This window comes from Streptomyces sp. NPDC014676, assembly GCF_043084105.1.
Taxonomy (GTDB): Bacteria; Actinomycetota; Actinomycetes; order Streptomycetales; family Streptomycetaceae; genus Streptomyces.
The window spans coordinates 23,558-46,657 of the sequence record NZ_JBIBZI010000007.1 but is presented as its reverse complement, the minus strand read 5'-3'; the positions used below and the strand labels follow the sequence as shown (position 1 = coordinate 46,657).

20 protein-coding genes and 3 pseudogenes are annotated in these 23,100 nt (G+C 73.4%); 14 read left to right on the top strand and 9 right to left on the bottom strand.

The features are described 5' to 3' along the window. Positions 1-59 precede the first annotated feature (59 nt). Both ACF1DX_RS20760 and ACF1DX_RS20755 read right to left on the bottom strand, forming a co-directional pair. Positions 60-677 carry a TetR family transcriptional regulator gene (locus tag ACF1DX_RS20760; protein ID WP_391792903.1) on the bottom strand — a complete coding sequence of 206 codons (618 nt, stop codon included), beginning with the start codon at positions 675-677 and terminating at the stop codon, positions 60-62. Next, positions 677-1,282 (bottom strand): hypothetical protein, encoded by a 606-nt coding sequence (locus ACF1DX_RS20755; protein ID WP_391792627.1) that lies wholly within the window; start codon positions 1,280-1,282, stop codon positions 677-679. The genes ACF1DX_RS20760 and ACF1DX_RS20755 overlap by 1 nt, the downstream gene beginning before the upstream one ends. Before the next feature lie 166 nt (positions 1,283-1,448). On the opposite strand from ACF1DX_RS20755, the gene hmgA reads away from it, so the two are divergent. From hmgA to ACF1DX_RS20740, 3 genes are all read left to right on the top strand, one after another. Next, the gene (gene hmgA / locus ACF1DX_RS20750) at positions 1,449-2,798 is read left to right on the top strand and encodes a homogentisate 1,2-dioxygenase (RefSeq protein WP_391792626.1); all 1,350 of its coding nucleotides are present in this window, start codon (positions 1,449-1,451) and stop codon (positions 2,796-2,798) included. 145 nt (positions 2,799-2,943) lie between these two features. Further along, complete coding sequence (locus tag ACF1DX_RS20745) at positions 2,944-3,693, top strand: GntR family transcriptional regulator (protein WP_391792625.1); 750 nt, start codon at positions 2,944-2,946, stop codon at positions 3,691-3,693. Positions 3,694-3,718: 25 nt separating this feature from the next. Next, positions 3,719-4,903, top strand: coding sequence for a type ISP restriction/modification enzyme (locus tag ACF1DX_RS20740; RefSeq protein ID WP_391792624.1), 1,185 nt, complete (start codon positions 3,719-3,721; stop codon positions 4,901-4,903). A gap of 3 nt (positions 4,904-4,906) precedes the next feature. Here the strand turns inward: ACF1DX_RS20740 and ACF1DX_RS20735 are convergent. Beyond that, positions 4,907-5,140, bottom strand: a pseudogene (locus ACF1DX_RS20735) (TetR/AcrR family transcriptional regulator); the annotation flags it as partial. A 33-nt stretch (positions 5,141-5,173) separates the two neighbouring features. Further along, a pseudogene (locus ACF1DX_RS20730) lies at positions 5,174-6,183 on the bottom strand (RNA-guided endonuclease InsQ/TnpB family protein). 532 nt (positions 6,184-6,715) lie between these two features. On the opposite strand from ACF1DX_RS20730, the pseudogene ACF1DX_RS20725 reads away from it, so the two are divergent. Beyond that, positions 6,716-6,940: pseudogene (locus tag ACF1DX_RS20725) on the top strand (ABC transporter permease); the annotation flags it as partial. A 202-nt stretch (positions 6,941-7,142) separates the two neighbouring features. Here ACF1DX_RS20725 and ACF1DX_RS20720 read toward each other — a convergent pair. The 3 genes from ACF1DX_RS20720 to ACF1DX_RS20710 all read right to left on the bottom strand — a co-directional run bounded on the left by ACF1DX_RS20720 (position 7,143) and on the right by ACF1DX_RS20710 (position 8,902). Further along, positions 7,143-7,418: a hypothetical protein gene (locus ACF1DX_RS20720; protein WP_344561509.1), complete on the bottom strand. Its 276-nt coding sequence runs from the start codon at positions 7,416-7,418 to the stop codon at positions 7,143-7,145. A 126-nt stretch (positions 7,419-7,544) separates the two neighbouring features. Beyond that, positions 7,545-8,363: an anti-sigma factor domain-containing protein gene (locus ACF1DX_RS20715; RefSeq protein WP_391792623.1), complete on the bottom strand. Its 819-nt coding sequence runs from the start codon at positions 8,361-8,363 to the stop codon at positions 7,545-7,547. Further along, complete coding sequence (locus ACF1DX_RS20710; RefSeq protein ID WP_391792622.1) at positions 8,360-8,902, bottom strand: sigma-70 family RNA polymerase sigma factor; 543 nt, start codon at positions 8,900-8,902, stop codon at positions 8,360-8,362. The genes ACF1DX_RS20715 and ACF1DX_RS20710 overlap by 4 nt, the downstream gene beginning before the upstream one ends. 243 nt (positions 8,903-9,145) lie before the next feature. Between ACF1DX_RS20710 and ACF1DX_RS20705 the strand changes: the two genes are divergently transcribed. The 4 genes from ACF1DX_RS20705 to ACF1DX_RS20690 all read left to right on the top strand — a co-directional run bounded on the left by ACF1DX_RS20705 (position 9,146) and on the right by ACF1DX_RS20690 (position 15,831). Beyond that, complete coding sequence (locus tag ACF1DX_RS20705; protein WP_391792621.1) at positions 9,146-10,678, top strand: DUF4331 domain-containing protein; 1,533 nt, start codon at positions 9,146-9,148, stop codon at positions 10,676-10,678. 213 nt (positions 10,679-10,891) lie between these two features. Further along, positions 10,892-12,682 (top strand): tetratricopeptide repeat protein, encoded by a 1,791-nt coding sequence (locus ACF1DX_RS20700; RefSeq protein WP_391792620.1) that lies wholly within the window; start codon positions 10,892-10,894, stop codon positions 12,680-12,682. Then, positions 12,679-14,157 (top strand): sulfite exporter TauE/SafE family protein, encoded by a 1,479-nt coding sequence (locus tag ACF1DX_RS20695; protein ID WP_391792619.1) that lies wholly within the window; start codon positions 12,679-12,681, stop codon positions 14,155-14,157. Before ACF1DX_RS20700 ends, ACF1DX_RS20695 begins: the two co-directional genes overlap by 4 nt. A gap of 78 nt (positions 14,158-14,235) precedes the next feature. Next, a complete protein-coding gene (locus ACF1DX_RS20690; RefSeq protein ID WP_391792902.1) occupies positions 14,236-15,831 on the top strand; it encodes a serine/threonine-protein kinase in 1,596 nt (531 codons plus the stop codon). Positions 15,832-15,865: 34 nt separating this feature from the next. Here the strand turns inward: ACF1DX_RS20690 and ACF1DX_RS20685 are convergent, their stop codons facing one another. Further along, positions 15,866-16,672 carry an SGNH/GDSL hydrolase family protein gene (locus tag ACF1DX_RS20685; RefSeq protein ID WP_391792618.1) on the bottom strand — a complete coding sequence of 269 codons (807 nt, stop codon included), beginning with the start codon at positions 16,670-16,672 and terminating at the stop codon, positions 15,866-15,868. 598 nt (positions 16,673-17,270) lie between these two features. On the opposite strand from ACF1DX_RS20685, the gene ACF1DX_RS20680 reads away from it, so the two are divergent. From ACF1DX_RS20680 to ACF1DX_RS20665, 4 genes are all read left to right on the top strand, one after another. Next, positions 17,271-18,092 carry a glycosyltransferase family 2 protein gene (locus tag ACF1DX_RS20680; protein ID WP_030867058.1) on the top strand — a complete coding sequence of 274 codons (822 nt, stop codon included), beginning with the start codon at positions 17,271-17,273 and terminating at the stop codon, positions 18,090-18,092. Then, positions 18,089-19,090, top strand: a complete 1,002-nt coding sequence (locus ACF1DX_RS20675) for a glycosyltransferase family 2 protein (RefSeq protein WP_391792617.1) — start codon at positions 18,089-18,091, stop codon at positions 19,088-19,090. Before ACF1DX_RS20680 ends, ACF1DX_RS20675 begins: the two co-directional genes overlap by 4 nt. Further along, positions 19,083-19,883, top strand: a complete 801-nt coding sequence (locus ACF1DX_RS20670) for a polysaccharide deacetylase family protein (RefSeq protein WP_391792616.1) — start codon at positions 19,083-19,085, stop codon at positions 19,881-19,883. The genes ACF1DX_RS20675 and ACF1DX_RS20670 overlap by 8 nt, the downstream gene beginning before the upstream one ends. A 72-nt stretch (positions 19,884-19,955) precedes the next feature. Then, the gene (locus ACF1DX_RS20665; RefSeq protein WP_391792615.1) at positions 19,956-21,050 is read left to right on the top strand and encodes a DUF5925 domain-containing protein; all 1,095 of its coding nucleotides are present in this window, start codon (positions 19,956-19,958) and stop codon (positions 21,048-21,050) included. A gap of 196 nt (positions 21,051-21,246) precedes the next feature. On the opposite strand, the gene ACF1DX_RS20660 is transcribed toward ACF1DX_RS20665, so the two are convergent. Next, a complete protein-coding gene (locus tag ACF1DX_RS20660) occupies positions 21,247-21,615 on the bottom strand; it encodes a GntR family transcriptional regulator (protein ID WP_391792614.1) in 369 nt (122 codons plus the stop codon). Between the two features lie 71 nt (positions 21,616-21,686). Here ACF1DX_RS20660 and ACF1DX_RS20655 point away from each other — a divergent pair, with 71 nt between their 5' ends. Both ACF1DX_RS20655 and ACF1DX_RS20650 read left to right on the top strand, forming a co-directional pair. Continuing rightward, entirely contained in the window at positions 21,687-22,616 is a 930-nt protein-coding gene (locus tag ACF1DX_RS20655; protein WP_391792613.1) for a GNAT family N-acetyltransferase, read from the top strand. Next, positions 22,597-23,097, top strand: coding sequence for a DUF402 domain-containing protein (locus tag ACF1DX_RS20650; protein ID WP_391792612.1), 501 nt, complete (start codon positions 22,597-22,599; stop codon positions 23,095-23,097). The genes ACF1DX_RS20655 and ACF1DX_RS20650 overlap by 20 nt, the downstream gene beginning before the upstream one ends. Positions 23,098-23,100 lie beyond the last annotated feature (3 nt).

The following is a 23,100-nucleotide window of genomic DNA, read 5'->3' as shown; positions in this document are numbered from 1 at the left end:
ATACCGACCGGTAGGCATGGAGGGGAGGGGTCGGTCCGGGGAGGCGCTCGGGGCCGGGTTCAGTCCAGCGTCCGGGCCAGATACGCCCGCAGCATCTCGCGCAGTTCGCCGATGACCTTCTCGTCCCCCTCGGGCGCCATCCGGAACGCCAGGTGGACGAGGGCGTCGGCGGTCTCGACGGCGACGAGGACGGCGCGGCGCAGGTCGTCGTCGACCGCGTGGCCGAGGTGGCCGGAGAGCAGGTCGGCGAGGCGGTCGGCGACGCGGTGGTTGGGTTCGGCGCGGCGCGTGCCGACGGGTATCTGGTTGCCGAAGTCGACCAGGGAGAAGCCGGGAGCGGTGCGCTTCATGTCGAGGTACTCGTCGAGCACGACGTCCATGGCGTGCCGCCAGCCCCGGTCACCGGTGACCCCGATGCGTTCGGTGACCCGTTCCGTGAAGCGCTCCAGGTTGCGCTGGGCCAGCGCGTCGGCCATCTGGCGCTTGTTGCCGAAGAAGCGGTAGACGGAGCCGATGGGCACGCCGGCGCGCTCCGCGACCGCGCGGGTGCTCAGGTCGTCGTAGCCGGCCTCGTCGAGGAGCGCGGCACAGGCGTCGAGGATCCTGGCCAGCCGTTCGGCGCTGCGCCGCTGCACCGGCGCTCGGCGGAGCGATGTCGCGTGGGGCACGGGCCTCATCATGCCCGCTCGTCCCCGCCCGGGGAACCTCGCCCTCCGCCACGGCCCCGCCCGTCCGCTCCGCGCGCCGGCTCCGGGGGTGCCGTTCCTGCCGGCGCGGCGCCCGGTTCCTGGTCCGACACGGTGATGTCGGCCGTGCTCTCCACGGGTTCGCCGTCCACGGCCCACACCGAGCCGTCGTCGGCGTACAGGCGGGCGGTGACGTGGTGCGTGCCGCGCGGGACGGAGTCGCCGGGGAGGTGGTACTCGGGGGTGCGCAGCAGGGCGACGCGGCGGCCGTTCAGTTCCAGGTGCGCCAGTCCGCGGCCGGCGACCGCGCGCCCGCGGGTGCCGGCCGGGGAGAAGCGGAAGTTGCGCACGGTCAGCCGTACGTCCCAGCCGCCGTCGGTGTCGGGGGTGACCTCGACGCCGACGGCGGGCGCGTCCCCCGCGTCCACCTCGCGGTAGGGGCGGCCCTCCCCGTCCCGCTCGTCCAGGAGTTCGCCGGCCGGCGAGGACGGCTTCCCGTCCTCGCCCCGGGCATCACTCGGACCGCAGCCCACGGATCCGGCCAGGAGTGCGACACAGACCGCGAGCGCGGTGATCAGGCTCCGCGTCCACGACATGCCGGGGAGCGTAGAACACGGGTACGACCTCGCGGATCCCCCTGAAGTCGGGTTCCGTGTCCTCCGCCGAGAGGAGGAGGAACGGAGATCGCGTCTTCCCCTTGCGCCGCGGAAATCGCAATCCTACGGTGTTCCATAGGAATTCGACCGCAAGGGAGCACCGGGCATGAGCGATGGGGGTACCACCCGCGCGAGCACGTTCGAGCGCGAGGGAGCGCGCAAGATCGCCGAGGGGCTGGAACACCTCTCCGGTTTCGGCAACGAGCACAGCTCCGAGGCGGTCCCGGGCGCCCTGCCCGAGGGCCGCAACGCGCCGCAGCGCGCACCGCTCGGGCTGTACGCGGAGCAGCTGAGCGGTACGGCGTTCACCGAGCCCCGCGCGGAGAACCGCCGCTCCTGGCTGTACCGGATCCGCCCGTCGGCCGCCCATCCGGCGTTCACCCGCACGGGCAACGGGTCGCTGCGCACCGCGCCCTTCACCCAGACCGTGCCCGACCCCAACCGGCTGCGCTGGAACCCGCTGCCGGAGCCCGCCGAGGGGACGGACTTCCTGGCCGGTCTGTGGACCCTGGGCGGCAACGGGGACGTCACCCAGCGCAGCGGCATGGCCGTGCACCTGTACCACGCCAATGCCTCGATGGACCGGGTCTTCGGCGACGCCGACGGTGAGCTGCTGATCGTCCCCGAGCGCGGCGGGCTGCTGCTGCGCACGGAGTTCGGCCTGCTGCATGTGGAGCCGGGACACATCGCGTTGATTCCTCGTGGGGTGCGGTTCCGTGTGGACCTCCTCGAGGACTCTGCCCGCGGTTATGTGTGCGAGAACTACGGGGCACCGTTCCGGCTCCCCGACCTCGGCCCGATCGGCGCCAACGGGCTGGCCAACGCCCGGGACTTCCGGGCGCCCGTCGCCGCGTACGAGGACGTCGAGGGGCCGGTGGAGGTGGTGAACAAGTTCTGCGGCAACCTGTGGTCGGCCACGTACGACCACTCCCCGCTGGATGTCGTCGCCTGGCACGGCAACCACGTGCCCTACGCCTACGATCTGCGCCGCTTCAATGTGATGGGCACCATCTCGTACGACCACCCGGACCCGTCGATCTTCACGGTGCTGACGTCCCCGAGCGACACCCCGGGGCTGGCCGGGGTGGACTTCGTGGTCTTCGCGCCCCGCTGGCTGGTGGGTGAGGACACCTTCCGGCCGCCGTACTTCCACCGGAACGTGATGAGCGAGTACATGGGTCTGATCGAGGGCGCGTACGACGCGAAGGCGGAGGGCTTCGTGCCGGGCGGGGGCTCGCTGCACAACATGATGTCGGCGCACGGCCCGGACCGGGAGACGTTCGACCGGGCGAGCGCCGCGGAGCTGCGCCCGCAGAAGATCGACGACGGTCTGGCCTTCATGTTCGAGACCCGCTGGCCGGTGTCCCTGACCCCCCAGGCGGCACGGGCGGACCACCTCCAGCAGGGCTACGACGGCGTGTGGCGGGGCCTGGAGCGCCATTTCCCGTCGCGTTGATCCGGTTCCGCCTCCGGGGTGTTCCGGCCGGTGCCGGGAGCCCGGCCGTGCTCGGCCTGCGGGCCCGCGCGTTCGGCCTCCCGGCACCGGAGCACCCCTGCGGCCCCCGTTGCACTGAAAGCTCTTCGACCGGTACGGATAGCCCGTGACCTCCTTCGCTCCGGATTCGATCGTCCTGAACCGCAAGTTGCCGCTCTGGTATCAGGTGTCGCAGTCGCTGCGCGCCTCGATCCTCGGCCGCTCGCCCCAGGACCCGCTGCGTCTGCCCACCGAGGAGCAGCTCGCCGGGCACTACGGGGTGAGCGTGCTCACCATGCGGCAGGCGCTGAAGGAGCTGGAGGACGAGGGGCTGATCACCCGCCACCGCCGGCGCGGCACGTTCATCGAGCCCGGCGCCCGGCGGGGCGCCCCGGTGCGGCTGCTGGGCTCGGTGGACGCGATCGTGGCCCAGCAGTCCGGCATGACGACCGAGCTGCTGGAGCACGGTCCGGCGCCGGTGCCGACGGAGCTCGCCGAGTACTTCCCGGACCTGTCCGAGGCGGCGGCGTACCACCGGCTGCGCGGCGACGAGAAGACGGGCGAGCCGACCAACCACGCCCGCAACTGGGTCCGTCCCGAACTGGCCGCCCGTATCGACCCGGACGACCTGCTGCGGTGGCCGATGACCAAGGTGCTGCGGGACGTCGTCGGCGCGGACATCAGCCGCATCACGGACACGGTGGAGGCACGACTCGCGGACCCGGAGACGGCCCGGCTGCTCCAAGTCCCGCTGCTCAGCCCGATCCTGCACTACACGGGCGTCACCTACGACACCGACGGCCGTCCCCTGGACGTGGCCGTCATCCACTACCGGGGCGACCGCTTCTCCTTCACGGTGACCCTGGACGCCACCTGATCCGCCACCCCCCACAGGCCGTACGATGCCCTGCGTGACGCACGACGACGCTCCGCTGCTGGCGGACCTCATGCCGTGGTCCGTCGCACCGCCGCGGCTCGGCCGGGGGTGGCCGGCGGCCCCCGACGCGGCATCCCTGAAGGCCCGTTGGGACGCCCTGGTGAAGGCCGAGGGGCCGGACCGCGAGGCGTTGTTCGAGCCGACCCGTTCCCGGACGCCGCACACCGCGGTCGGACAGTTGCCGGGGCGAAGCGGCGGCACGGAGAGGCTGGCCCGCGCGTCGGGTCCGTGCCCCGAACCGATACGGGTCCTGTACGCCCCGTTCGACGAGCAGTGGCTGATCCCCGACCAGCGGCTGATCGACGTGGCCCGGCCGGAGTTGTGGCGGGTGGCGGACGAGCGGCAGATCTTCGTCGTGGAGGCGGGCACCGCCCGGGCCCTCACCGGCCCGCCGCTGCTGGCCACGTCCCTGCCGCCGCTGCTGCGCACCGGCCGGGTCCGTCCGCTGTACCGCCGGCCGGGCGCCGCGGAACCGAACCTGGCCCCGGGCCTGACCGGCCACCTCGCCGCCCGGCTGGGCCGGGACACCTCGCCGGTGGACGTCCTCGCCTGGACGATGGCGGCGGCGCGCACCACGCCCGCCGGACTCGCGGTGCCGCTCACCGGGGACGCCGGTGTGTGGGCGCGGGGCGTCGCGGTGGGCCGCCGGATGCTGTGGCTGTCGCGGCGCGACGGGGAACGGCCCAGGCTCCCCGGCGGGCGCCGCCCGTACGTGCGCGCCCCGCTGCCCTCCCGGCCGGTGACCGTGGACTACGACCGGGACGAGGAGACGCTGCTGCTCGACGAGGGCCGCATCTCCCCGGTGCCGCCCGCGGCCTGGGACTTCGAGGCCGGCGGGGTCCGGGTGCTGGAGCAGTGGTTCGCGGCCCGCACGCGGCCGGCCGAGCCGGGCACCCTGGCCGCGATCGGGCCGGCCGGCTGGCCCCGGACCTGGACCTCGGAGCTCCTGGAACTGATCACGGTCCTCGCCCTGCTGGCCGAACTGCGCCCGGAACAGGAGGCGCTGACGGACGCCTCCCTCCCCGACCCGGTCACACCGGCCGAACTGCGCGCGGCGGGCGTGCTCCCGGTGCCGCCCTCCGCACGCCGCCCCGCCTCGGTGCTGGACGCCCACGAGGAGGGGCCGGAGGGCCAGCTCGCGCTGATCTGAGGGTCAGCCGCGGGGCTCGAAGCCGTCCAGCACCCGGCCGAGCGCCCGCTCGAACACCGCCTCCAGGTCGATCGGTCCGGCGTCCTCCGCGAAGGCCGCCACCATCCGCGGGTACTCACCGCTCGCGATACGGCTGCCCAGATAGGCGATCCGGACCGCGTCCTCCTGCTCCTGCGACCAGGGCAGCGAACGGGTCCGCTCGGCGGTGGCCAGCTCGTTGGAGACGTAGGTCTTGACTGCTTCCCTCCCTGAAGGAAGGGAATTCCTGGCTCAGGCCGCCTTCCGGAGCGGCGCTCCGGGAGGTCTTGCGCCCTCGACACCAGCCGGGTCCAGACCTGCCCGGCCAAGCACCACGCGGGCAGAGTTCTTGTCCCTCGAGGAGACAGCTCCGCACGCGGTGCAGGTGTAAATGCGTTCCGACAGCGGCAGGGCGTGCTTGGCTCTCGCTCCGCACCTGGCGCAGTCCATGGTGGTGTGCGCGGGATGCACCAGACGCACATCTCGGCCGTGCTCGCGGCCCATCTCGACCAGGGCCTGCTTGGTGGCGCCGATCGCGGCGTCGGCCGCCTTGCGCGCCATCGACGTTCTGGCGAGGAACTTGGGCCGGAAGTCCTCCACCGCGATCGCGTCATGGTCGCGCACCACGCGCTTGGCCCATGTGCGGGCGGTGTCCTGCCGCTGCCGGGCGATCTTCGCGTATGTTTTCGCCCGCCACCGCTTCGCCTCCCGGTACCCCTTCGACGCGGTCTGCCCCTTCTTCGGTTTGCGGCGGGCCATCATCCGGTCGTGACGGGAAAGCTTCTGTTGAGCCCTGTGTCCGTGTCGGGGGTGGGGCAGGTCGTGGGCGTCCGATGTGGTGGTGGCGGTCTCCCTCACGCCCCAGTCGACACCGATCACCGCACCGGTGGGGGGGAGCGGTTCATACGAGGCGGGGACGACGAACGAGGCGTACCAGTGCCCGACACCGTCGCGGTACACCCGCACGCTCGACGGCTCGGCCGGGAGGGGACGCGACCAGACCACGGTCAGGACAATCCCGCCCGCCAGATGCAGCCGCCCGTCCTTGAGACGAAGCCGCGCCGCGTGTAGTTCAGGCTCGGGTCCGCCCCGCGCTTCTTCTTGTGCCGGGGCATTCCGGCCCGCCGCCCGAGCGGCAGCCGGTTCCTGATGTCCTTGATGGCTTTGGTTCGGGAGGCTGCGAAGTCACGGATGGTCTGCTGCTGCGGCACCGAAGCCCCCTCAGCCAGCCACGGCGTCACCGAGCGGGCCTTGGTCAACATCCCGTCCAGTCGGGCCGGACCGCACGTCTCCCCCTCGGCATGGGCCTTCCGGGAGCGGGCCACGCACTCGTTCCACAGCCACCGGCACCGCCCCCATTCCCCCTCCAACCCCACCCGCGCGGTAGCCGACACCCGCAACCGATACGTATACCGGGCACGCTCCGCCTCCCTCACTACCCGTACCTCCGCCTCTGCCCCAATCAGCCGACTTCCGTTCCACTGACCGTACGCACGAGCCCCGCACACCCTTTCCATCACCACCACCCCGACCGGCGGACAATGGAACATGCGCTCGCATTCGCCCGACTCCGCGGTCGGCTGTCGGAGCACGCCTCGCCCGCCCTGGGTGCAGCGACGCTCCGCGCAACTGATACGGGATGCGTTCCTCCACCGCGTGAACGGCGTATCTCCTCGCATGAGACCAGGTGACATCGTCCTTGGCAGCCATGGCTGGAGGTGCATCAGCGCGCGAGGGTGATGGACCAGCCGGATCATGTCAGGCTCCGGTCACCACCCGGTCCCCGCAGTTCAGATTCCGACGGCGGGGCTGCCGGACGGGCTGCGCACGGTCGCGGAGTGGAACCCGATCAGCGCGGTGGCGACGGCGCTGCGGGACCTGTTCGGCAACGCGCCGGTGCCCGACGGGGCGGCCTGGCCGGTGGCGCATCCCGTGGCGGGGTCACTGGGGTGGTGCGCGGTGCTGCTGGTGGTGTTCGTGCCGCTCGCGGTACGGCAGTACGGGCGCGGGAGGGGGTGAGGTCCCGAGGCGGATGTCAGGTCCCTGCCAGGATGGAGCCGACCGGTGTGCCCCCGGAGCACTGCCGGGTGGGAACGGGGGCGCCGGCAGGGGGAGGTGCCGGTGTCGGGTCGGGCGCCGGAGGGCCGCCGCACGCCGTGGGGATGACGGACGGGGCGGGGGCGCCGCGCCGGGACGGAGGTGGACCGTCCGGGCGCCGGCGCTACCGGCTGCCGAACAGGGAGCGGCGCAGTCGGCGCAGCGGGGCGAAGAGCGAGACGCGGCTCGCCCGGGCCCGCGCGCTCCTGGCGCCGCGGTCGTGCGCGGTGTCGCGCGCGATGAGCTCGCGCATCAGCGACGTCGCCTCGGCCGTCTCCCGCTGCGGGACCGCGGGGCCCCCGAGAACCGAGAGATGGCGGTCGAGGCGCGAACTGGTCGCGCTGCTACCGCACGTGATCGCAGGGACCCTGGCCCTGCTGCGCACCGTTATCTGTTCCATGTCACTCCCCACCCGTACGAGTCCACCCGGCCCGGGCAGGGTAACCCTATCGCCCCGTTCGGGCACTCGTGTATCGAGGTCACAGGATTCACCTTCCCCATAAGGGGGTTGACGAACACGCGTCGATTACTCTCCGAATCCGACCGTTTTCAGGGCGAGTTGGATGACGGGTTGCGAAGTGGGCCGCGGTGACCCGCCATCAGGTTCGACGGTCACGGCGAGTGACGTCGCGGCGGTGTCGAGACCGGAGGCGATCAAGGGCGTGTCGCCCTCGAACAGCCCCAGGGAACGCGGTCGTGCGTCCGGGCCCATGAGCCAGAGCTGGCGCACACGTCCGTTCGGGGGGTCGCCGTATCCGCCGAGGGTGACGACCGCGGTGCGGGTCGATGCGGAGGCGATCACTCCGATCGTGCGGCCCCGCGCGTCCCGGCCGCTGCTCACGCGGGCGTCCGGGGCGGCGAGAACGTGGGCGATCTCACGCGACCGGTCGCGTTCGGCGGTCAGTCGGTCCCGGGTGTCGTTCGCCTGGACCGCGAAGAGCGCGGCGACGACGAGCGCGGCCGCGGCGGTGGCCGTGGCGAACGGCACGAACAGCGGCGCACGGCGCCGCTCGCGGGGGCGCGGAGGGGGCGCGGCGCCCCAGACGTGCGGCGGGAGCCGCGTGTCACGCGCGCGTGCCGGTTCCCGGGGCGCGGCTTCCTGCGGGGTGGTCCGTACGGCGGCCATGACCCGGTCCCGCAGCGCGGCGGGCGCGGGCGCGGCCGTGGACCAGGCGAGGCGGACGGCGTCCTCGGCGAGGGCCCGCACCTCGGCGGTACAGCGGGCGCAGGACTCCAGGTGCCTCTCGAAGCGGACGCGTTCGGCGGGTTCCAGGGCGTCGAGGGCGTAGGGGGCGGCGAGGGAGTGCGGGTCCCCGCGGCGCGGCAGTCGGTCGAACAGGCTCATGCCGCGCCTCCCAGGCAGTCGCGCAGGCGGGTCAGTCCGTCGCGCATACGGGTCTTGACCGTGCCCAGCGGCAGCGACAGCCGCTCCGCCACCTCGCGGTAGGTGTAGCCGTCGTAGTAGGCGAGGGTGACCGACTGTCTCTGGAGTGCGGTGAGACGGTCCAGGCAGCGGCGCACCCACTCGCGTTCGAGTCCGGCCTCGACCTCCTCGGCGACCTGGTCGAAGGCGGGTTCGTGACCGCGCCGGGCCTCGCGCCGCTCGCGTTCGCCGGCCGCGCGGGCGCTGCGCACCCGGTCGACGGCGCGGCGGTGGGCGAGGGTGAGGACCCAGGACAGCGCGCTGCCCCGGCCGGGGTCGAACCGCGCGGCGGAGCGCCAGAGTTCGAGCAGTACCTCCTGGGCCACCTCCTCGGACTGGGCGGGATCGCGCACCACGCGCCGCACCAGCCCGTACACCGGCCCGGAGACCAGTGCGTACAGGTCCTCGAACGCCTTCTGGTCACCTCCGGCCACCAGCGTCAGCAGCTCGTCCGCCTCCAACGCGCATCCCCCTCTCCAGGCCCCTGCGGGCCGCCCGGTCACACGAGGCATGCGCGGCGAGCGAGCCTCCGGACGGTAAGTACGGATCAACGGACCGAAAACGCGGGCCGGCGGCGAGAAATGCTACGGGCGTACGGGTCCGGCGGGAGGGGCCCGGAAGAAATTCCGAACTCCACCAATCCGGCCCGTCGTCCGCTCCGAAACCCAGTGCGTCAAGGCAAGTCGGCACTGAGGACGGACGGCATGACAACTGACTCCAGGACCGGTGCGGGACGCGGGAGTCTCGCGACCCTGATCTGCGGGGCGCTGGCCGCCGGGGGGCTCGCGGCGGCCGGCGCGACCGCGCTGGAACCCGAGGCGGCCTCCGCCTCCAGCCACCGGGAGGCCCCGCTGATCTCGGGCACCCCGCAGTACGACAACACGGACCTGTACGCGTTCGTCAGTCCCGACAAGCCGGACACGACGACGATCATCGCGAACTGGATCCCCTTCGAGGAGCCGGCCGGCGGACCGAACTTCTTCACGTTCGCCGAGGACGCGCAGTACGACATCCACATCGACAACAACGGGGACGCGCAGGGCGAGCTGCTGTTCCGCTACACGTTCAGGACGCACACGAAGAACGACGGGACGTTCCTCTACAACACCGGCCCCGTCACCGGCCTGGACGACCCGGACCTCAACATCACGCAGACCTACGACATCGAGCTGCTGAAGCTGAAGGACCAGCACGCGGTGTCCCGCACGAAGATCGCGGACGACGTGCCGGTCGCGCCGTCGAACGTCGGCAAGGCGTCCATGCCGGACTACAACACCCTGCGCGAGCAGGCGGTGCGCGAACTCGCGGGCGGGACGACGACGTTCGCCGGGCAGGCCGACGACCCGTTCTTCCTGGACCTGCGGGTCTTCGACCTGCTGTACGGCGGGAACCTCTCCGAGGTCGGCAACGACACGCTCAAGGGCTACAACGTCAACTCGCTGGCCCTCCAGATCCCGACCGACCTGATCACCGAGTCCGCGGACCAGCCGGTCGTGGGCATCTGGTCGACGACGCAGCGCAAGAACGCCGAGGGGCACTTCGTGCAGGTGTCGAGGCTGGGCAACCCGCTGGTCAACGAGGTCGTCAACCCGCTGAAGGACAAGGACACGTTCAACGCGTCCGCACCGTGGGACGACGCGCGGTTCCTGAAGAACGTCACCGAACCGGAGCTGCCGAAGCTCATCGAGGCGATCTACAAGATCCCCGCGCCGGACGAGCCGCGCAACGACCTCGTCGACGTGTTCCTGAAGGGCGTCGAGGGGCTCAACCGGCCGCCGCACGTGAGGCCTTCGGAGATGCTGCGGCTGAACACGTCCATCGAACCGGCCGCCGAGCCGAAGCGGCTGGGCGTCCTGGACGGGGACAACGCCGGCTTCCCCAACGGGCGCCGGCTGACGGACGACGTGATCGACGCCTCGCTGCAGGTCGTCGAGGGGGAACTGGTCGGGGCGAAGAACGACCTGGGTGACGCGGTCGACGCCAACGACAAGGAGTTCGGGGCGGCCTTCCCGTATCTGGCGAACCCGACGGAGGGGTCGCGCGGCCCGCTCGCGAAGGGCGTGGACGGCGGCAACGACGTGCGCAACCAGCTCGGTGACGCGCTGCGGCCGGCCGGCGCGGACGGGGCCGACAACACGACCCTGATCGCCGCGTCCGCCGGTGCGGGGGCCGGTGGGCTGCTGCTGATCGGCCTGGCGCTGGCGTGGTGGCGCCGGATGCGCGGCCGGGCGTACTGACCCCGCCCCACCCCGACCGGCGCGGCCCGTCCCCACGGCACGGGCCGCACCGCCGAACACCGAGGAGAGACCATGGCTCCGCGTACGAACGACAGCGCCGGCGACGGCGAACGGGCGACCGCCCCGCCGGTATCCGGCCCCGGCGGAACACCGGACGCCCCACGGCCGCCCACCGGGGGCGGGCCGCCGGCCGGGGCACCGGAAGAAGGGCACGTGGCGAAGCCGCGTCGAGAGCGGCCGGACGCGCGCGGAGCGGCGGCGGAGCACAGGCCGAAGGCCGACCGCCGCGCGGAGGCGGAACACGGACACCGGACCGCCCGCCGCGGGGAAGCACACCACGAGCCCAAGGCCACCCGCGACGCGGAACCCACCGGCCGTGCGCGGACGGAGAACACACCGGGGACCGGTCGCCGCGCGGAGGCGGAACGTGCCCCGGAAGCCGGGCACGGGACGGGAAACGGGCGCGGGGCGGACACCACCGACCGCGTGCCGGCCGAGGACGGGACGGAGGCCGCCCGTCACCCGCGGGCGGAGCACGTGCCGGGTGCCGGCCACCGTCCGGAGGCGGAGCCCGGCCACCGGGTACCGGGTGAGGATCCGGCGGCCTCCGCCGGTGCGGGTCACGCCGGGGCGCGGAGTGCGGCCCTGCGGCGGTTCGCCGCTGCCGCCCGGCGGGGGCGGGGGCCGCATGTCGTCTCGTGTGCCGTCCTGCTGGCCGTCGCGATCACCGCCGGGAGCATCGCGGTGGGAGGCGGGCGGGACGAGGGACGGGCCGGAGCGGCCGGTGCCGCGCCGGCGGCCGTCGCCGGGGTGCTCGGCGGAGGTGATCCCGAGGCCGGGATCCGGTCGTTGCAGGGGCATCTGCGGGCGCAGCCGCGGGACTTCGGTGGCTGGGCCACCCTCGGGACCGCCTATGTCGAGCAGGCGCGGACCCAGGGGGACCCCTCGCGCTATCCGCAGGCCGAGCGGGCGCTCGAGCGTTCCCTCGCACTCGAACCCGGCAACGAGCAGGCCCTCGCCGGGCAGGCCGCCCTCGCCGCCGCGCGGCACGACTTCACCGGCGCCCTGTCCTACGCCGACCGGGCCCTGGAGCAGAACCCCTACAGCGAGCGCGCCCTGTGCTCCCGTATCGACGCGCTGGTCGAGCTCGGCCGGTACGAGGAGGCCGCCGGCGCCGCCGCCACCGCCGACCGCAGGCGGCCGGGGGTACCCGTGTTCACGCGGTACGCGTACGTACGGGAGCTGCGGGGCGACGTGCGCACCGCGCGGGAGGTGCTTCAGCGAGCCCTCGACAGCGCGTCCTCACCCGGCGACGTGGCGTACGTCGCGACCGCGCTGGGACAGCTCGCCTGGAACCAGGGCGAGTACGGGACGGCTCTCACGCACTACGCGCGGGCGCTCGCCGCCGACGACGGCTACCTCCCCGCCCTGGAGGGCCGGGCCCGCGCGCAGGCCGCGAGCGGTGACCGCGCGGGCGCCGTCGGGACACTGGAGCAGGTCGTCGTCCGCTCCCCGCTGCCCGGCCCGCTGGTCGCGCTCGGCGAGCTGTACGAGGACCGGGGCGCCGACGGCGACCGCGCGAGGGCACGCGACCAGTACGCCCTCGTCGACGCCTGGACCGCGCTGGCCCGGGCCGGCGGGGTCGAGGCCGACCTGGACACCGCGCTCGCCACCGCCGATCACGGGGACGCCGGTGAGGCGCTGCGCGCGGCCCGCGCGGAGTGGGACCGGCGGCACAGTGTGCACACCGCGGACGCCCTCGCCTGGGCCCTGCACGTCAACGGGCGTGACGAGGAGGCCCTTCCGTACGCCCGCCGAGCCACGGCCACCGGCTACCGCAGTGCCGCCTTCCTCCACCACCGGGGCATGATCGAGAAGGCCGCCGGGCACGACCGCGCCGCCCGCCGCTCCCTCACCGCCGCGCTGGAGCTGAACCCCGGCTTCTCCCCGCTCGGCGCCCGCGCGGCCCGCGCCGCGCTGAAGGAACTGGAGACGGCACGGTGAACCTCCGCCACCGCGCCGCCGCCGGTGCCGCCGTCCTGACCGCCGCCTGCGCGCTCGCGCTGGTCCCGGCCGGCACGGCGAGCGCGCACCCGCTCGGCAACTTCACCGTCAACCGCTACGACGGACTGGTGGCCGCACCCGGTGAGCTGCGCGTCCACCACGTCGAGGACCTCGCCGAGATCCCGGCCACCCAGGCCGGGCCGGACCTCGAACGGCTGGGCAGGGACGCCTGGGCCCGGCAGCGCTGTGCCACGGCCGCGCGGGACAGCGAGGCGCGCGTCGACGGGCGGGCGGTCCCGCTCACCGTGCGCGCGGCGCACGCGCGCGTGCGGCCCGGTCAGGCAGGGCTCGACACCCTGCGCGTGGAGTGCCGGCTGACCGCGCCCCTCCCCGAGGGCGAAACGGTCGGCCTCCGCTTCCGCGGGGCGGGCGCGTCGTCCGGGCCGGGCTGGCGGGAGATCACCGCGCGGGGCGACCGTACGACCCTCATCACCTCGGACGTACCGGCGGCCTCGCCGTCCGGCGAACTGACCCGGTATCCGGAGAAGCTGCTCTCGTCCCCGGCCGACACCAGGACCGCGGCCCTGCGCGTCCGTCCGGGCGGCCCGGCGCTGACGGAGGCGGAGGCGGAGGCCGATGCTCCCGCCTCCGCCGTGCTCCCGCGCGGGGCCGACCGCTGGACCCGCGCGCTCGACGACCTCGTCGCCCGGCGCGACCTGACCGCGGGTTTCGCCGCGCTCGCACTGCTGATCGCCGTCGGGCTCGGCGCGATGCACGCGCTCGCCCCCGGTCACGGCAAGACGCTCATGGCCGCGACGGCGGCGGCGCGCGGGAGCGGGGCCCGGCTGCGGGACGTCCTGCCCATGGCCGCCTCGGTCACCGTCACCCACACGCTCGGCGTGGTCGCCCTGGGCCTGCTGGTCACGGCCGGTTCGGCCGCCGCGCCCTCGGTGATCGCCTGGCTGGGCATCGCGAGCGGCGCACTCGTCACCCTGGCCGGCGCGAGCCTCGTACGCCGGGCCCTGCGCCACCGGAACCACACCCACCACCACGACCACGGGCACGAGCACCCGCACGGGCACACGCACACCCACACACACGGCGGTCACACCCACACCCATCCCACCGCTCCCACCCTGCGCGGCGCGGTCCTGCTCGGTTTCGCCGGCGGGCTGGTGCCCAGTCCGTCCGCCGTCGTGGTGCTGGTCGGCGCCGCCGCGCTCGGCCAGGCCTGGTTCGGGCTGCTGCTCGTCGTCGCGTACGGCGTCGGACTGGCCCTGACGCTCACCGCGGCCGGGTACGCGGTCGTGAAGGCGGGCAGCGGGATGACCAGGCTGCTGGCCCGGCGCCCTCGCTGGACGGCGGCCCCGTGGGCGACGCTCGTGCGCCGGAGTGCGCCCCTGGGATCGGCGTTCGTCGTCGTGGCCCTGGGTGCCGGATTGGTGTTCAGGGGGGCGGCATCCGCACTCGGCTGAGCTACTTTCATGAGGAAAGGGAGAATTCGCCCGGATGCGAATGGGGGCGCCGTGTCCGAAGAACCGGGCAGTGAGCGGGTGGTCGCGGGCCGGTACCGGCTGCTGTCACCGCTGGGTGAGGGCGGCATGGGCACCGTGTGGCGGGCCCGCGACGAGCTGCTGCACCGCGAGGTCGCCGTCAAGGAGGTGCGCGCCCCGGCCGGACTGCCGGCGTCCGACGTGGAGCGGATGTACGCGCGGCTGGAGCGGGAGGCGTGGGCGGCGGCCCGGATCGCCGACCGCAACGTGGTGACGGTCTACGACGTGGCGATGGAGGACGGCCGTCCGTGGATCGTCATGGAGCTGGTGCGCGGTCTGTCGCTGGCCGAGGTGCTGGACGCGGAGGGACCGCTCTCCCCGCGGCGGGCCGCGCACGTCGGCGCGGAGGTGCTCGCCGCGCTGCGGGCCGCGCACGGGGCGGGGGTGCTGCACCGGGACGTGAAGCCGGCCAACGTGCTGATCGCGAACGACGGGCGGATCGTGCTCACCGACTTCGGGATCGCCATGGTCGAGGGCAGCTCGGCGCTGACCATGACCGGGGAGGTCGTCGGTTCGCCCGAGTTCCTCGCACCGGAGCGGGCGCTGGGGCGCACGCCGGGGCCCGAGTCGGACCTGTGGTCGCTCGGTGTGCTGCTGTACGCGGCGGTCGAGGGCCACTCGCCCTTCCGCCAGGACACCCCGCTCAGCACCCTGCGGGCGATCGTCGACGAGGAGCTGCCGCCGCCGCGCCGGGCGGGCCCGCTCGCCCCGGTCGTCGAGGGGCTGTTGCGGAAGGATCCGGCCGAGCGGCTGCCGGCGGAGCGGGCGCAGCAGGACCTGCGGCTCGTCGGGGCGGGGGGTGATCCCCGCGCGGACACGGCGCGTTCGGTGCCGTACACCCCGACGGTGGCCGCGCTGCCGCAGCCGCAGCCGGGGACGCACCCGTCCGCTCCCCCGCCGCCGGTCGCGGGAGCGCCGGCGGCGACCACCGCGGTCACCCGGCCCGGACGCGACCGGCGTGCCGCGGTCGCCCTGGTGGCGGGTGTGGTGGCCCTGGCCCTGGCGCTGGCCGGGCTGACGTACGCGCTGCTGGACCGCGGGGACGGCGGACCCGACGCCAAGGGCACCGAGGGGCAGGCGAGTTCGCCCGCACACACCGGCGACGACGAGGACGACGGCGGCGGGACGCCGGCGACGGACGGTCCGGCGCCGTCCCCCACCACGAGCGAAGAGGAGGAGAAGGAGAAGTCCACTCCCCCGCCGCAGACGGTGTCGGTGACGGTGACCGGCGCGCACACGGAGTACTCCGGGAGCTGTCCGCCGGCGCACGCGCTGGCGCCCGTGTTCACGGCGACGTTCACGGTGGGGCGGCTGCCGGCCGAGGTCTCCTACCGCTGGGTGGCCGAGGACGGCTCGGTGGACGATCCGGGCTGGCGGAAGCTGTCGTTCCCCGAGGGGGACGGGCGTACGAAGCAGGACACGGTGGTCGTGACGACGTACTCGGAGACCGGGACGTTCGAGAGCGGGATCGGTGTGGAGGTCCGGGAGCCGGTGCGGACGGTCTCCGAGACGGTGCCGTTCTCGGTGACGTGCGAGGCGGAGACCCCGACGGGCGGGGCCTCCGCTTCTCCTTCCGGTTCGGACGACGGGTACTGACGGGCACTGACGCGTGCGGACGGACGCCGGCGGGTCAGGCCGCGGCGTCGAGGACCGGCAGATAGCCGCCGGACTGTCCGGCGGCCGTCGGGTGGTACGAGTTGCCGATGTTGAACCAGTCCACGCTGTGCAGCCAGGAGCTGCCGGAGCAGATCTCGTGGCCGGTGAAGGTGGGGCGTACGTCGCCGAAGGTGAAGCCGTGGGCGCCGGCGCGCCGGGCGATGGCGTTGTCGAGGTGGTCGGCGGCGTCGTTGATCGCCTTCCGCTTGGTCTCGGAGAGACCGACGCAGGAGGTGCCGAGCTTGTAGAACCGGGGGTAACCGAGCACCACGACATGGGCGTTGGGGGCCCGGTCGCGGATCGCCGAGTAGACGCTGTCGAGCTTGCCGGGCAGTGTCGAGTCGACGTACGCCCTCGCGGTGGCGATCCGTGAGAGGCAGGAGCTGTCGGACTGGAGCACACAGGTCGTCATGACGTCGGAGAAACCGGCGTCGTTGCCGCCGACACTGATCGAGACCAAGCCGGTCGAGGTGGAGAGCGGGCCGAGCTGCCCGGAGAGAACATCACCCGTTCGGGCGCCCGAGCAGGCCGTGAAGTGGAAGGACGAGGGTGAGTTGGCCTCCTCCCAGAGGTGGGGGTAAGCCTTCGTGCTGCGCTTGCAGTCGCTGCCGTCGGAGATGTAGCTGCCGGCTCCGACGCCGGAGGCGTAGGAGTCGCCGAGCGCCACATAGCCGCCCGCCGCGGCCTGTGGGGACGCCTGGGCCGTCGTGGCCCCGGTGAGGGCGGTGGTGGCGGCGAGGAGGAGCGAGCCCACGAAGAGGGCAAGTCGGGAACGTCTCATGGAACCTCCCTTTAGCAGGATCTCTGCCGCAACCGTGGTACCAACTACGCGTGTTGACCGGAAGTGTCCATGCCAAGACTGTTACTGTTCGATCCTGGACCAAAACCGGCCGTAAGGACTTTTACGCCCTTGACTGCCCCTACGGGGTGCGCCACATTGAAGCCCGTCATCCGACGCTTCGGGGGGAAAAGTCGGCCATGCGGAAACACACATCACGGCAAGAGACTTACGTAACGGCCAAACCTCCGAAAACGTGATCGGCCGTTTCAGGTCTTGCCATTCGGGTTCAATCGTCAATACCGTCATACATCTCACCCGCATCGGTCCGTCAGTACGCGGCTCCAGGGGAGGGCTCAGGACCGCGACGAACCGGCGCGGGGCGCGGTAGGGGGGTGCCGTGCTCGGTGACCGCATCGGTGACCGGGCCGTGCCGCGCGGTCGGCTGCCGTTGTCGCGGCCGGCCAGTTCTGCCAGCTCACCCGGCGTGCACGTCAGCACCATCGGCGTGCCCGTGGGGGGAGAACCCCCCTTTCGAACCGGACGAACAGCCGGGCCGCCCGAGGGGCGGGCGGTCCACCGGACGAGAGGGACCAGACTCATGAGTTCCGTTCTGCAGCCGGCGACCGAGGATCAGGATCCGCCGACCGCCCGCACCTACCGGCCCGTCTCCTCTCACCTGGCCATCGCGCCGCCGGTGAGCGTGGTGATACCGGCCATGAACGAGGCGGAGAACCTGCCGTACGTCTTCAAGACGCTTCCCGACTGGATCCACGAAGTGGTCCTGGTCGACGGCAACTCCACCGACGGCACCGTCGAGGTGGCCCGCGAACTGTGGCCCGCCGTCAAGGTCGTCGGGCAGCGCGGCAAGGGCAAGGGGGACGCGCTGCGCTCCGGGTTCGAGGCCTGCACCGGCGACATCATCGTGATGGTCGACGCGGACGGCTCGGCCGACGGCAACGAGATCGTCAGCTACGTCTCCGCGCTGGTCTCCGGCGCGGACTTCGCCAAGGGATCCCGCTTCGCCAACGGCGGCGGCACCGACGACATGACGTTCATCCGCATGCTGGGCAACCGGGTGCTGTGCGCCGTCGTCAACCGCAAGTTCGGCGCACGGTACACCGACCTCTGCTACGGCTACAACGCCTTCTGGCGGCACTGCCTGGACAAGATCGACCTCGACTGCACCGGCTTCGAGGTCGAGACCCTGATGAACATCCGGGTCGTCAAGGCCGGCCTCAGGGTGCAGGAGATACCCAGCCACGAGTACCTGCGCATCCACGGCACGAGCAATCTGCGCGCCGTGCGCGACGGGCTGCGCGTGCTGAGAGTGATCCTCGGGGAGCGCTCCAACCGGCGTGCGCTGCGCCGGCGCCCGCGCCCCTCGCCGCTGCTCGACACGGTGCGGGGGAAGGTGTCTTGAGAGATCCCGGCACCCCGGGCGTCTCGGTCGTGATCTGCGCCTACACCGAGGACCGCTGGGAGGACGTCCTCGCGGCGGTCGCCTCGGTACGGGCGCAGTCACGGCCGGCCCTGGAGACCCTGCTGGTCGTCGACCACAACCGGGACCTCCTGGACCGCCTGGGCAAGGAGTACAAGGAGACCGACGACGTGCGGGTGCTCGCCAACGCGGGCCCCCGCGGCCTGTCCGCCGGCCGCAACACCGGGATCGCCGCCTCGCGCGGCGACGTCGTCGCCTTCCTCGACGACGACGCGGTGGCCGAACGCGACTGGCTGAAGCACTTCGCCGAGGCGTACGACGACCCGCGCGTGATGGCGGTCGGCGGGCGCACCGAGCCCGTCTGGGCGTCGGGCCGGCGTCCCGACTGGTTCCCCGAGGAATTCGACTGGGTGGTGGGCTGCACCTACCGGGGCCTGCCGCGCGGGCGGGTACGGGTGCGCAACGTGCTCGGCGGCAACGCCTCCTTCCGGCGCGAGGCCTTCGACGCGGCGGGCGGCTTCGCCACCGGCATCGGACGCGACGGGAACAAGCGCCCGCTGGGCGGCGAGGAGACGGAACTGTGCATCCGCCTCAGCCGCGCCCGCCCCGACGCGGTCCTGCTGATCGACGACCGCGCGGTGATCCACCACCGGGTGCCCGAGGTCCGCGAGTGCTTCCGCTACTTCCGTACGCGCACCTATGCCGAAGGGCTGTCGAAGGCGCTGGTGGCCCGCAGCGTGGGCGCGGAGAAGGGACTGGAGTCCGAACGCCGGTACACCACCCGCGTCCTGCCCGCCGGTGTGGCACGGGGGCTGCGCGACGCCCTGCTGGCCCGTCCGGGCGGCGCGGGGCGCGCGGGGGCGATCGTGGCCGGGGTCCTCGCGGCGGCGGGCGGCTATGCGGTGGGGAGCGTACGGGCCAGGCGGGGCGGGGTCACCTTCTCCGTGGTGGGGACCGGGGAGGGCGGCGGCCGTGACTGACGTACGCGTGCCGATCCTCATGTACCACGCGGTGGCGGCCGATCCCAACGAGGCGACCCGCGCCCTGTCCGTGGCCCCGGAGGCGTTCGCCGAGCAGATGGCGGTGCTCGCGGACCGGGGCCTCACCCCCGTCACCACGGCCGAACTGGCCGCACACTGGCGCTCGGGCCGCCCGCTGCCCGCGCGGCCGGTCCTCGTCACCTTCGACGACGGCTACGAGGGCGTGCACCGGCACGCGCTGCCCGTGCTCGCCGGGCACGGCTTCCCGGCCACCCTGTTCGTCTCCACCGGCTGGCTGAGGGGCCCGTACGACACCGGCGGCGGCCTGGACACCATGCTCGACTGGGACCAGGTGCGCGAACTGGCCGCCGCGGGCGTCGAGATCGGCGGGCACAGCCACAGCCATCCGCAGCTCGACCGGCTCGACGAGGACCGGCTGCGCTCCGAGCTGATCCTGTGCAAGGAGATCGTCTCGGACCAGCTCGGCTCCGTACCCGCCTCGTTCGCGTATCCCTACGGCTACTCCAGCCGCCGGGTGCGCCGGGCGGTGCGGGAGACGGGGTACGCCCAGGCACTCGCCGTCGGCAACGGTCTCGCCCGCCGCGCCCAGGGGCCGTACGCCCTGCGGCGGGTGACGGTGCGCAGGTCCACGTCCGCCGCCGAGTTCGAACGGCTGGTGGAGGGGCGGGCCGTCGCGCGTACCTTCGCCCGGGACCGCGCGCTGACCAAGGGGTACGCGATGGTGCGCCGGGCCCGGCAGGCACGGCGGCTGATCCGCCGGCCGCCGGGTTGAGGCGTGGACGACCGTCCGTGCGCACCCGGGAAACCGGGTGCGCACGGCGCCCGGGTGACCGATCATGGCGGCATGTCCGCGCAACCGCACGACGCACTGCCGATCCGGCTCAACGTCGACGACAGCGACTCCCCGTCCGATGTCGTCGACGCGCTGTTCCTCGGCCGCTTCGCGACGGGCGAGCAGCCGTACTCGCACGCCGTCAACATCGACCGCGTACGCTCCGGCGCGCCCCTGCTGCCCGCGAACGCGCGGGTGCTGCGGACCGCCAGGGACGACGACCGCAGCGCCACCCTGGCCGAGGGTGAGGGCTGGACCCTGCTGGTCTCCCGCTGGAGCCGGGGCGCCGACGTCACGGTCACCGCGACCAGCGCCGAACTCGCCGCGAAGATCCTGGACGAGACCACCGACGGCGCGGCGGACGAACCCGAACCGCAGCCGGAGAACGTCACCATGGGCTTCTGGTACGTCTCCCCGCGCCGCGGCCCGCACCGCACCACCCGGCAGATCTCGGCGGGCACCTGGGAGGAGATCCGGCCCAACTACACGGCGCCGGTGGCGGACGCCATGGACCGTCTGATGAAGACCACCCCCGAGGACATCTCGGGCCGGCTGCTCCTGCTGCACGGCCCGCCGGGCACCGGCAAGACCTCCGCGCTGCGCACACTGGCCCGGTCCTGGCGGGACTGGTGCCAGGTGGACTGCGTGCTGGACCCGGAGCGGCTCTTCTCCGACGTCGGCTATCTGATGGACATCGCGATCGGCGAGGAGGACGCGGCCGGCAAGGGCCGCTGGCGGCTGCTGCTCCTGGAGGACTGCGACGAACTGATCCGGGGCGAGGCCAAGCACACCGCCGGGCAGGCGCTGTCCCGGCTGCTGAACCTGACGGACGGTCTGCTCGGCCAGGGCCGCAACGTCCTGGTGGGCGTCACCACCAACGAGGACCTGGAACGCCTCCACCCGGCCGTGGTCCGCCCCGGCCGCTGCCTGGCCCGCATCGAGGTGGGCCGGCTGACCCGCGCGGAGGCGGTGAACTGGCTGGGCGCCGAGGAGGGCGTCGGCCGCGAGGGCGCGACCCTGGCCGAGCTGTACGCCCTGCGCCGCGGCACCTCCCCGACGTCCCTCCCGGAACCCCGGGGCGACGCGGACGCGGGCCTGTACCTGTAGGTACAAGGACTGGCACGAGGGGAGCGAGCACGGCCAACGCTCACCCACACCCCCTGGGGGTAGGGGCGAGCGACACAACCAACGCTCACCCCTACCCCCAGGGGCGCGGGGCTGTGCCGACTTGCGGCTCCGCCGCGCGGGCGCGACCAGCCACGACGCACCCGCACCCGGCGTCACACACCTGCCGCGACGGCGCTCACGCCCCGTAAGCCGCACGCAGTGCATCCCGCACGGCAGCCAGTGCCTCCTCCTCACCAACCCCCAGCCGCCGCGCCCGCGAGGCGAAATCCTGCGCGGCGGACGCCAACTCCCGCTCCGCCGCCGCCCCCGCGGCAGCGATCCGCGTCCCGTTGCGCCCCCGCGTCTCGATCACCCCGTCCGCCTCCAGCGCCCGGTACGCCTTGGCCACCGTGTTCGCGGCGAGCCCGAGCGTCTCGGCCAGCCCCCGCACCGTCGGCAGCCGGTACCCCACGGGCAGCGCTCCCGACCGTGCCTGCTCGGAGATCTGTGCCCGTACCTGCTCGTACGGGGGCATGCCGTCGTCGATCCGGATCCTCAAGGTCACGGCCCGATTGTCGCGCACCCCGGCGGAAAACAGGAGGCGCCCCGGGCGCGACCCCCGTAGCGTGCGCCTCCATGACAGTGTCCGTCCGTGATCTCCGCCCCGACGCCCGCGCCGACCTGGAGGGCTTCGCCCGCGTCCGGCACGCCGCGTTGCCGTTCGTCCTGGTCACCCCGGAGTCCTTGGCCCACGACCTCACCCGTCTCCACCCCGACGCCCACTACCGCCCGCTCGTCGCCGTGGCCGACGGCGAGGTGATCGGCACGGCGCAGGTGCACCTGGCCCACGAGAGCGCCGAGCCCGGCCAGGGCAGCATCAACGTGTACGTGCACCCCGGGCACACCCGCCGGGGCGCCGGGACGCTGCTGGTGCGCGCCGCCGAGGAGCACCTGGCCGCGCACGGGGCGACCCGGCTGTTCTCCTGGGTGGTGGACGAGCCGGGCAACCGCGCCTTCGCCGAAGCGCACGGCTACCGGGCGAGCCGCTCCGCCCACTTCCTCCGCCTGGACCTGGCGAACGGCGCCCTGCCCCCGCTCCAGGACCCGCCGCCGGGCGTGGAGCTGCGCCCGGGCTCGGACTTCGCCGGTGACCCGCGCCCGCTGTTCGACCTGGACGCGGAGACGACGGCGGACGAGCCCAGTGACGTGGACTACGAGTTCACGGACTACGAGGCCTGGCTGGAGGAGACCTGGCGGCACCCGCTGTTCAGTCCCGGACTGACCACGGTGGCGCTGGTCGACGGCCGTCCCGCCGCTTTCTCCGCGGCCCGCACGGACGGCGGCACCCGGTACGGCACCGTCATGACCGGCACCGCCCGCGCCCACCGGGGCCGGGGCCTGGCCAAGCTCGCCAAGAACGACTCCCTGCATCGCGCCCGCGCGGCCGGGTACACGGAGGCGTTCACGGGCAACGACACCGGGAACGGGCCGATGATCGCGATCAACAAGTGGTTCGGGTACGAGATCTGCGGGACGGAGGTGCGGTATGTCCGCGCGCTTGGCTGACGGGCCGACGCGGGTGGAGGTGGTCCTGGTCAAGGCGGGACGGATGAAGATCCGCTACCCGGCCGAACTGCTCGCCGACGACGGCATCCGCGCCACCGTGCGCGCCCCCTGGGCGGGTGACGGCGTGCGCGACTTCGGCTTCGTCCGCTTCGAGCCCGGTGACGTCTTCACGGAGCACTACTGGCGCGACCGGTGGTACTCGGTGAAGGAGGTCCGCGCCGCCGACGGCACCCTCAAGGGCCACTACTGCGACGTCACCCGGCCGGCCGAGCTCTCCGGCGGCCGGCTGGTCGTCGAGGATCTCGACCTGGACCTGTGGGTCTCCGCGGACGGCACGGACGTACGACGGCTGGACGAGGACGAGTTCGCGGCGAGCGGTCTGCTCACCACGGATCCCGAGGCGGCGGCCGCCGCGGTGGCCGCCCTCGACGAACTGGACGCCCGGGCCCGCGAGGGCGGGTTCGGCGCGCTGCTCGCCTGAGGG

Coding starts and splice junctions, on each gene's coding strand:
- ACF1DX_RS20655 (WP_391792613.1), top strand. CDS start 21,687: ATGACAGTGTCCGTCCGTGATCTCCGCCCCGACGCCCGCGCCGACCTG.
- ACF1DX_RS20760 (WP_391792903.1), bottom strand. CDS start 677: ATGAGGCCCGTGCCCCACGCGACATCGCTCCGCCGAGCGCCGGTGCAG.
- ACF1DX_RS20755 (WP_391792627.1), bottom strand. CDS start 1,282: ATGTCGTGGACGCGGAGCCTGATCACCGCGCTCGCGGTCTGTGTCGCA.
- ACF1DX_RS20705 (WP_391792621.1), top strand. CDS start 9,146: ATGACAACTGACTCCAGGACCGGTGCGGGACGCGGGAGTCTCGCGACC.
- ACF1DX_RS20740 (WP_391792624.1), top strand. CDS start 3,719: ATGCCCTGCGTGACGCACGACGACGCTCCGCTGCTGGCGGACCTCATG.
- hmgA (WP_391792626.1), top strand. CDS start 1,449: ATGAGCGATGGGGGTACCACCCGCGCGAGCACGTTCGAGCGCGAGGGA.
- ACF1DX_RS20665 (WP_391792615.1), top strand. CDS start 19,956: ATGTCCGCGCAACCGCACGACGCACTGCCGATCCGGCTCAACGTCGAC.
- ACF1DX_RS20680 (WP_030867058.1), top strand. CDS start 17,271: ATGAGTTCCGTTCTGCAGCCGGCGACCGAGGATCAGGATCCGCCGACC.
- ACF1DX_RS20720 (WP_344561509.1), bottom strand. CDS start 7,418: ATGGAACAGATAACGGTGCGCAGCAGGGCCAGGGTCCCTGCGATCACG.
- ACF1DX_RS20685 (WP_391792618.1), bottom strand. CDS start 16,672: ATGAGACGTTCCCGACTTGCCCTCTTCGTGGGCTCGCTCCTCCTCGCC.
- ACF1DX_RS20650 (WP_391792612.1), top strand. CDS start 22,597: ATGTCCGCGCGCTTGGCTGACGGGCCGACGCGGGTGGAGGTGGTCCTG.
- ACF1DX_RS20715 (WP_391792623.1), bottom strand. CDS start 8,363: ATGAGCCTGTTCGACCGACTGCCGCGCCGCGGGGACCCGCACTCCCTC.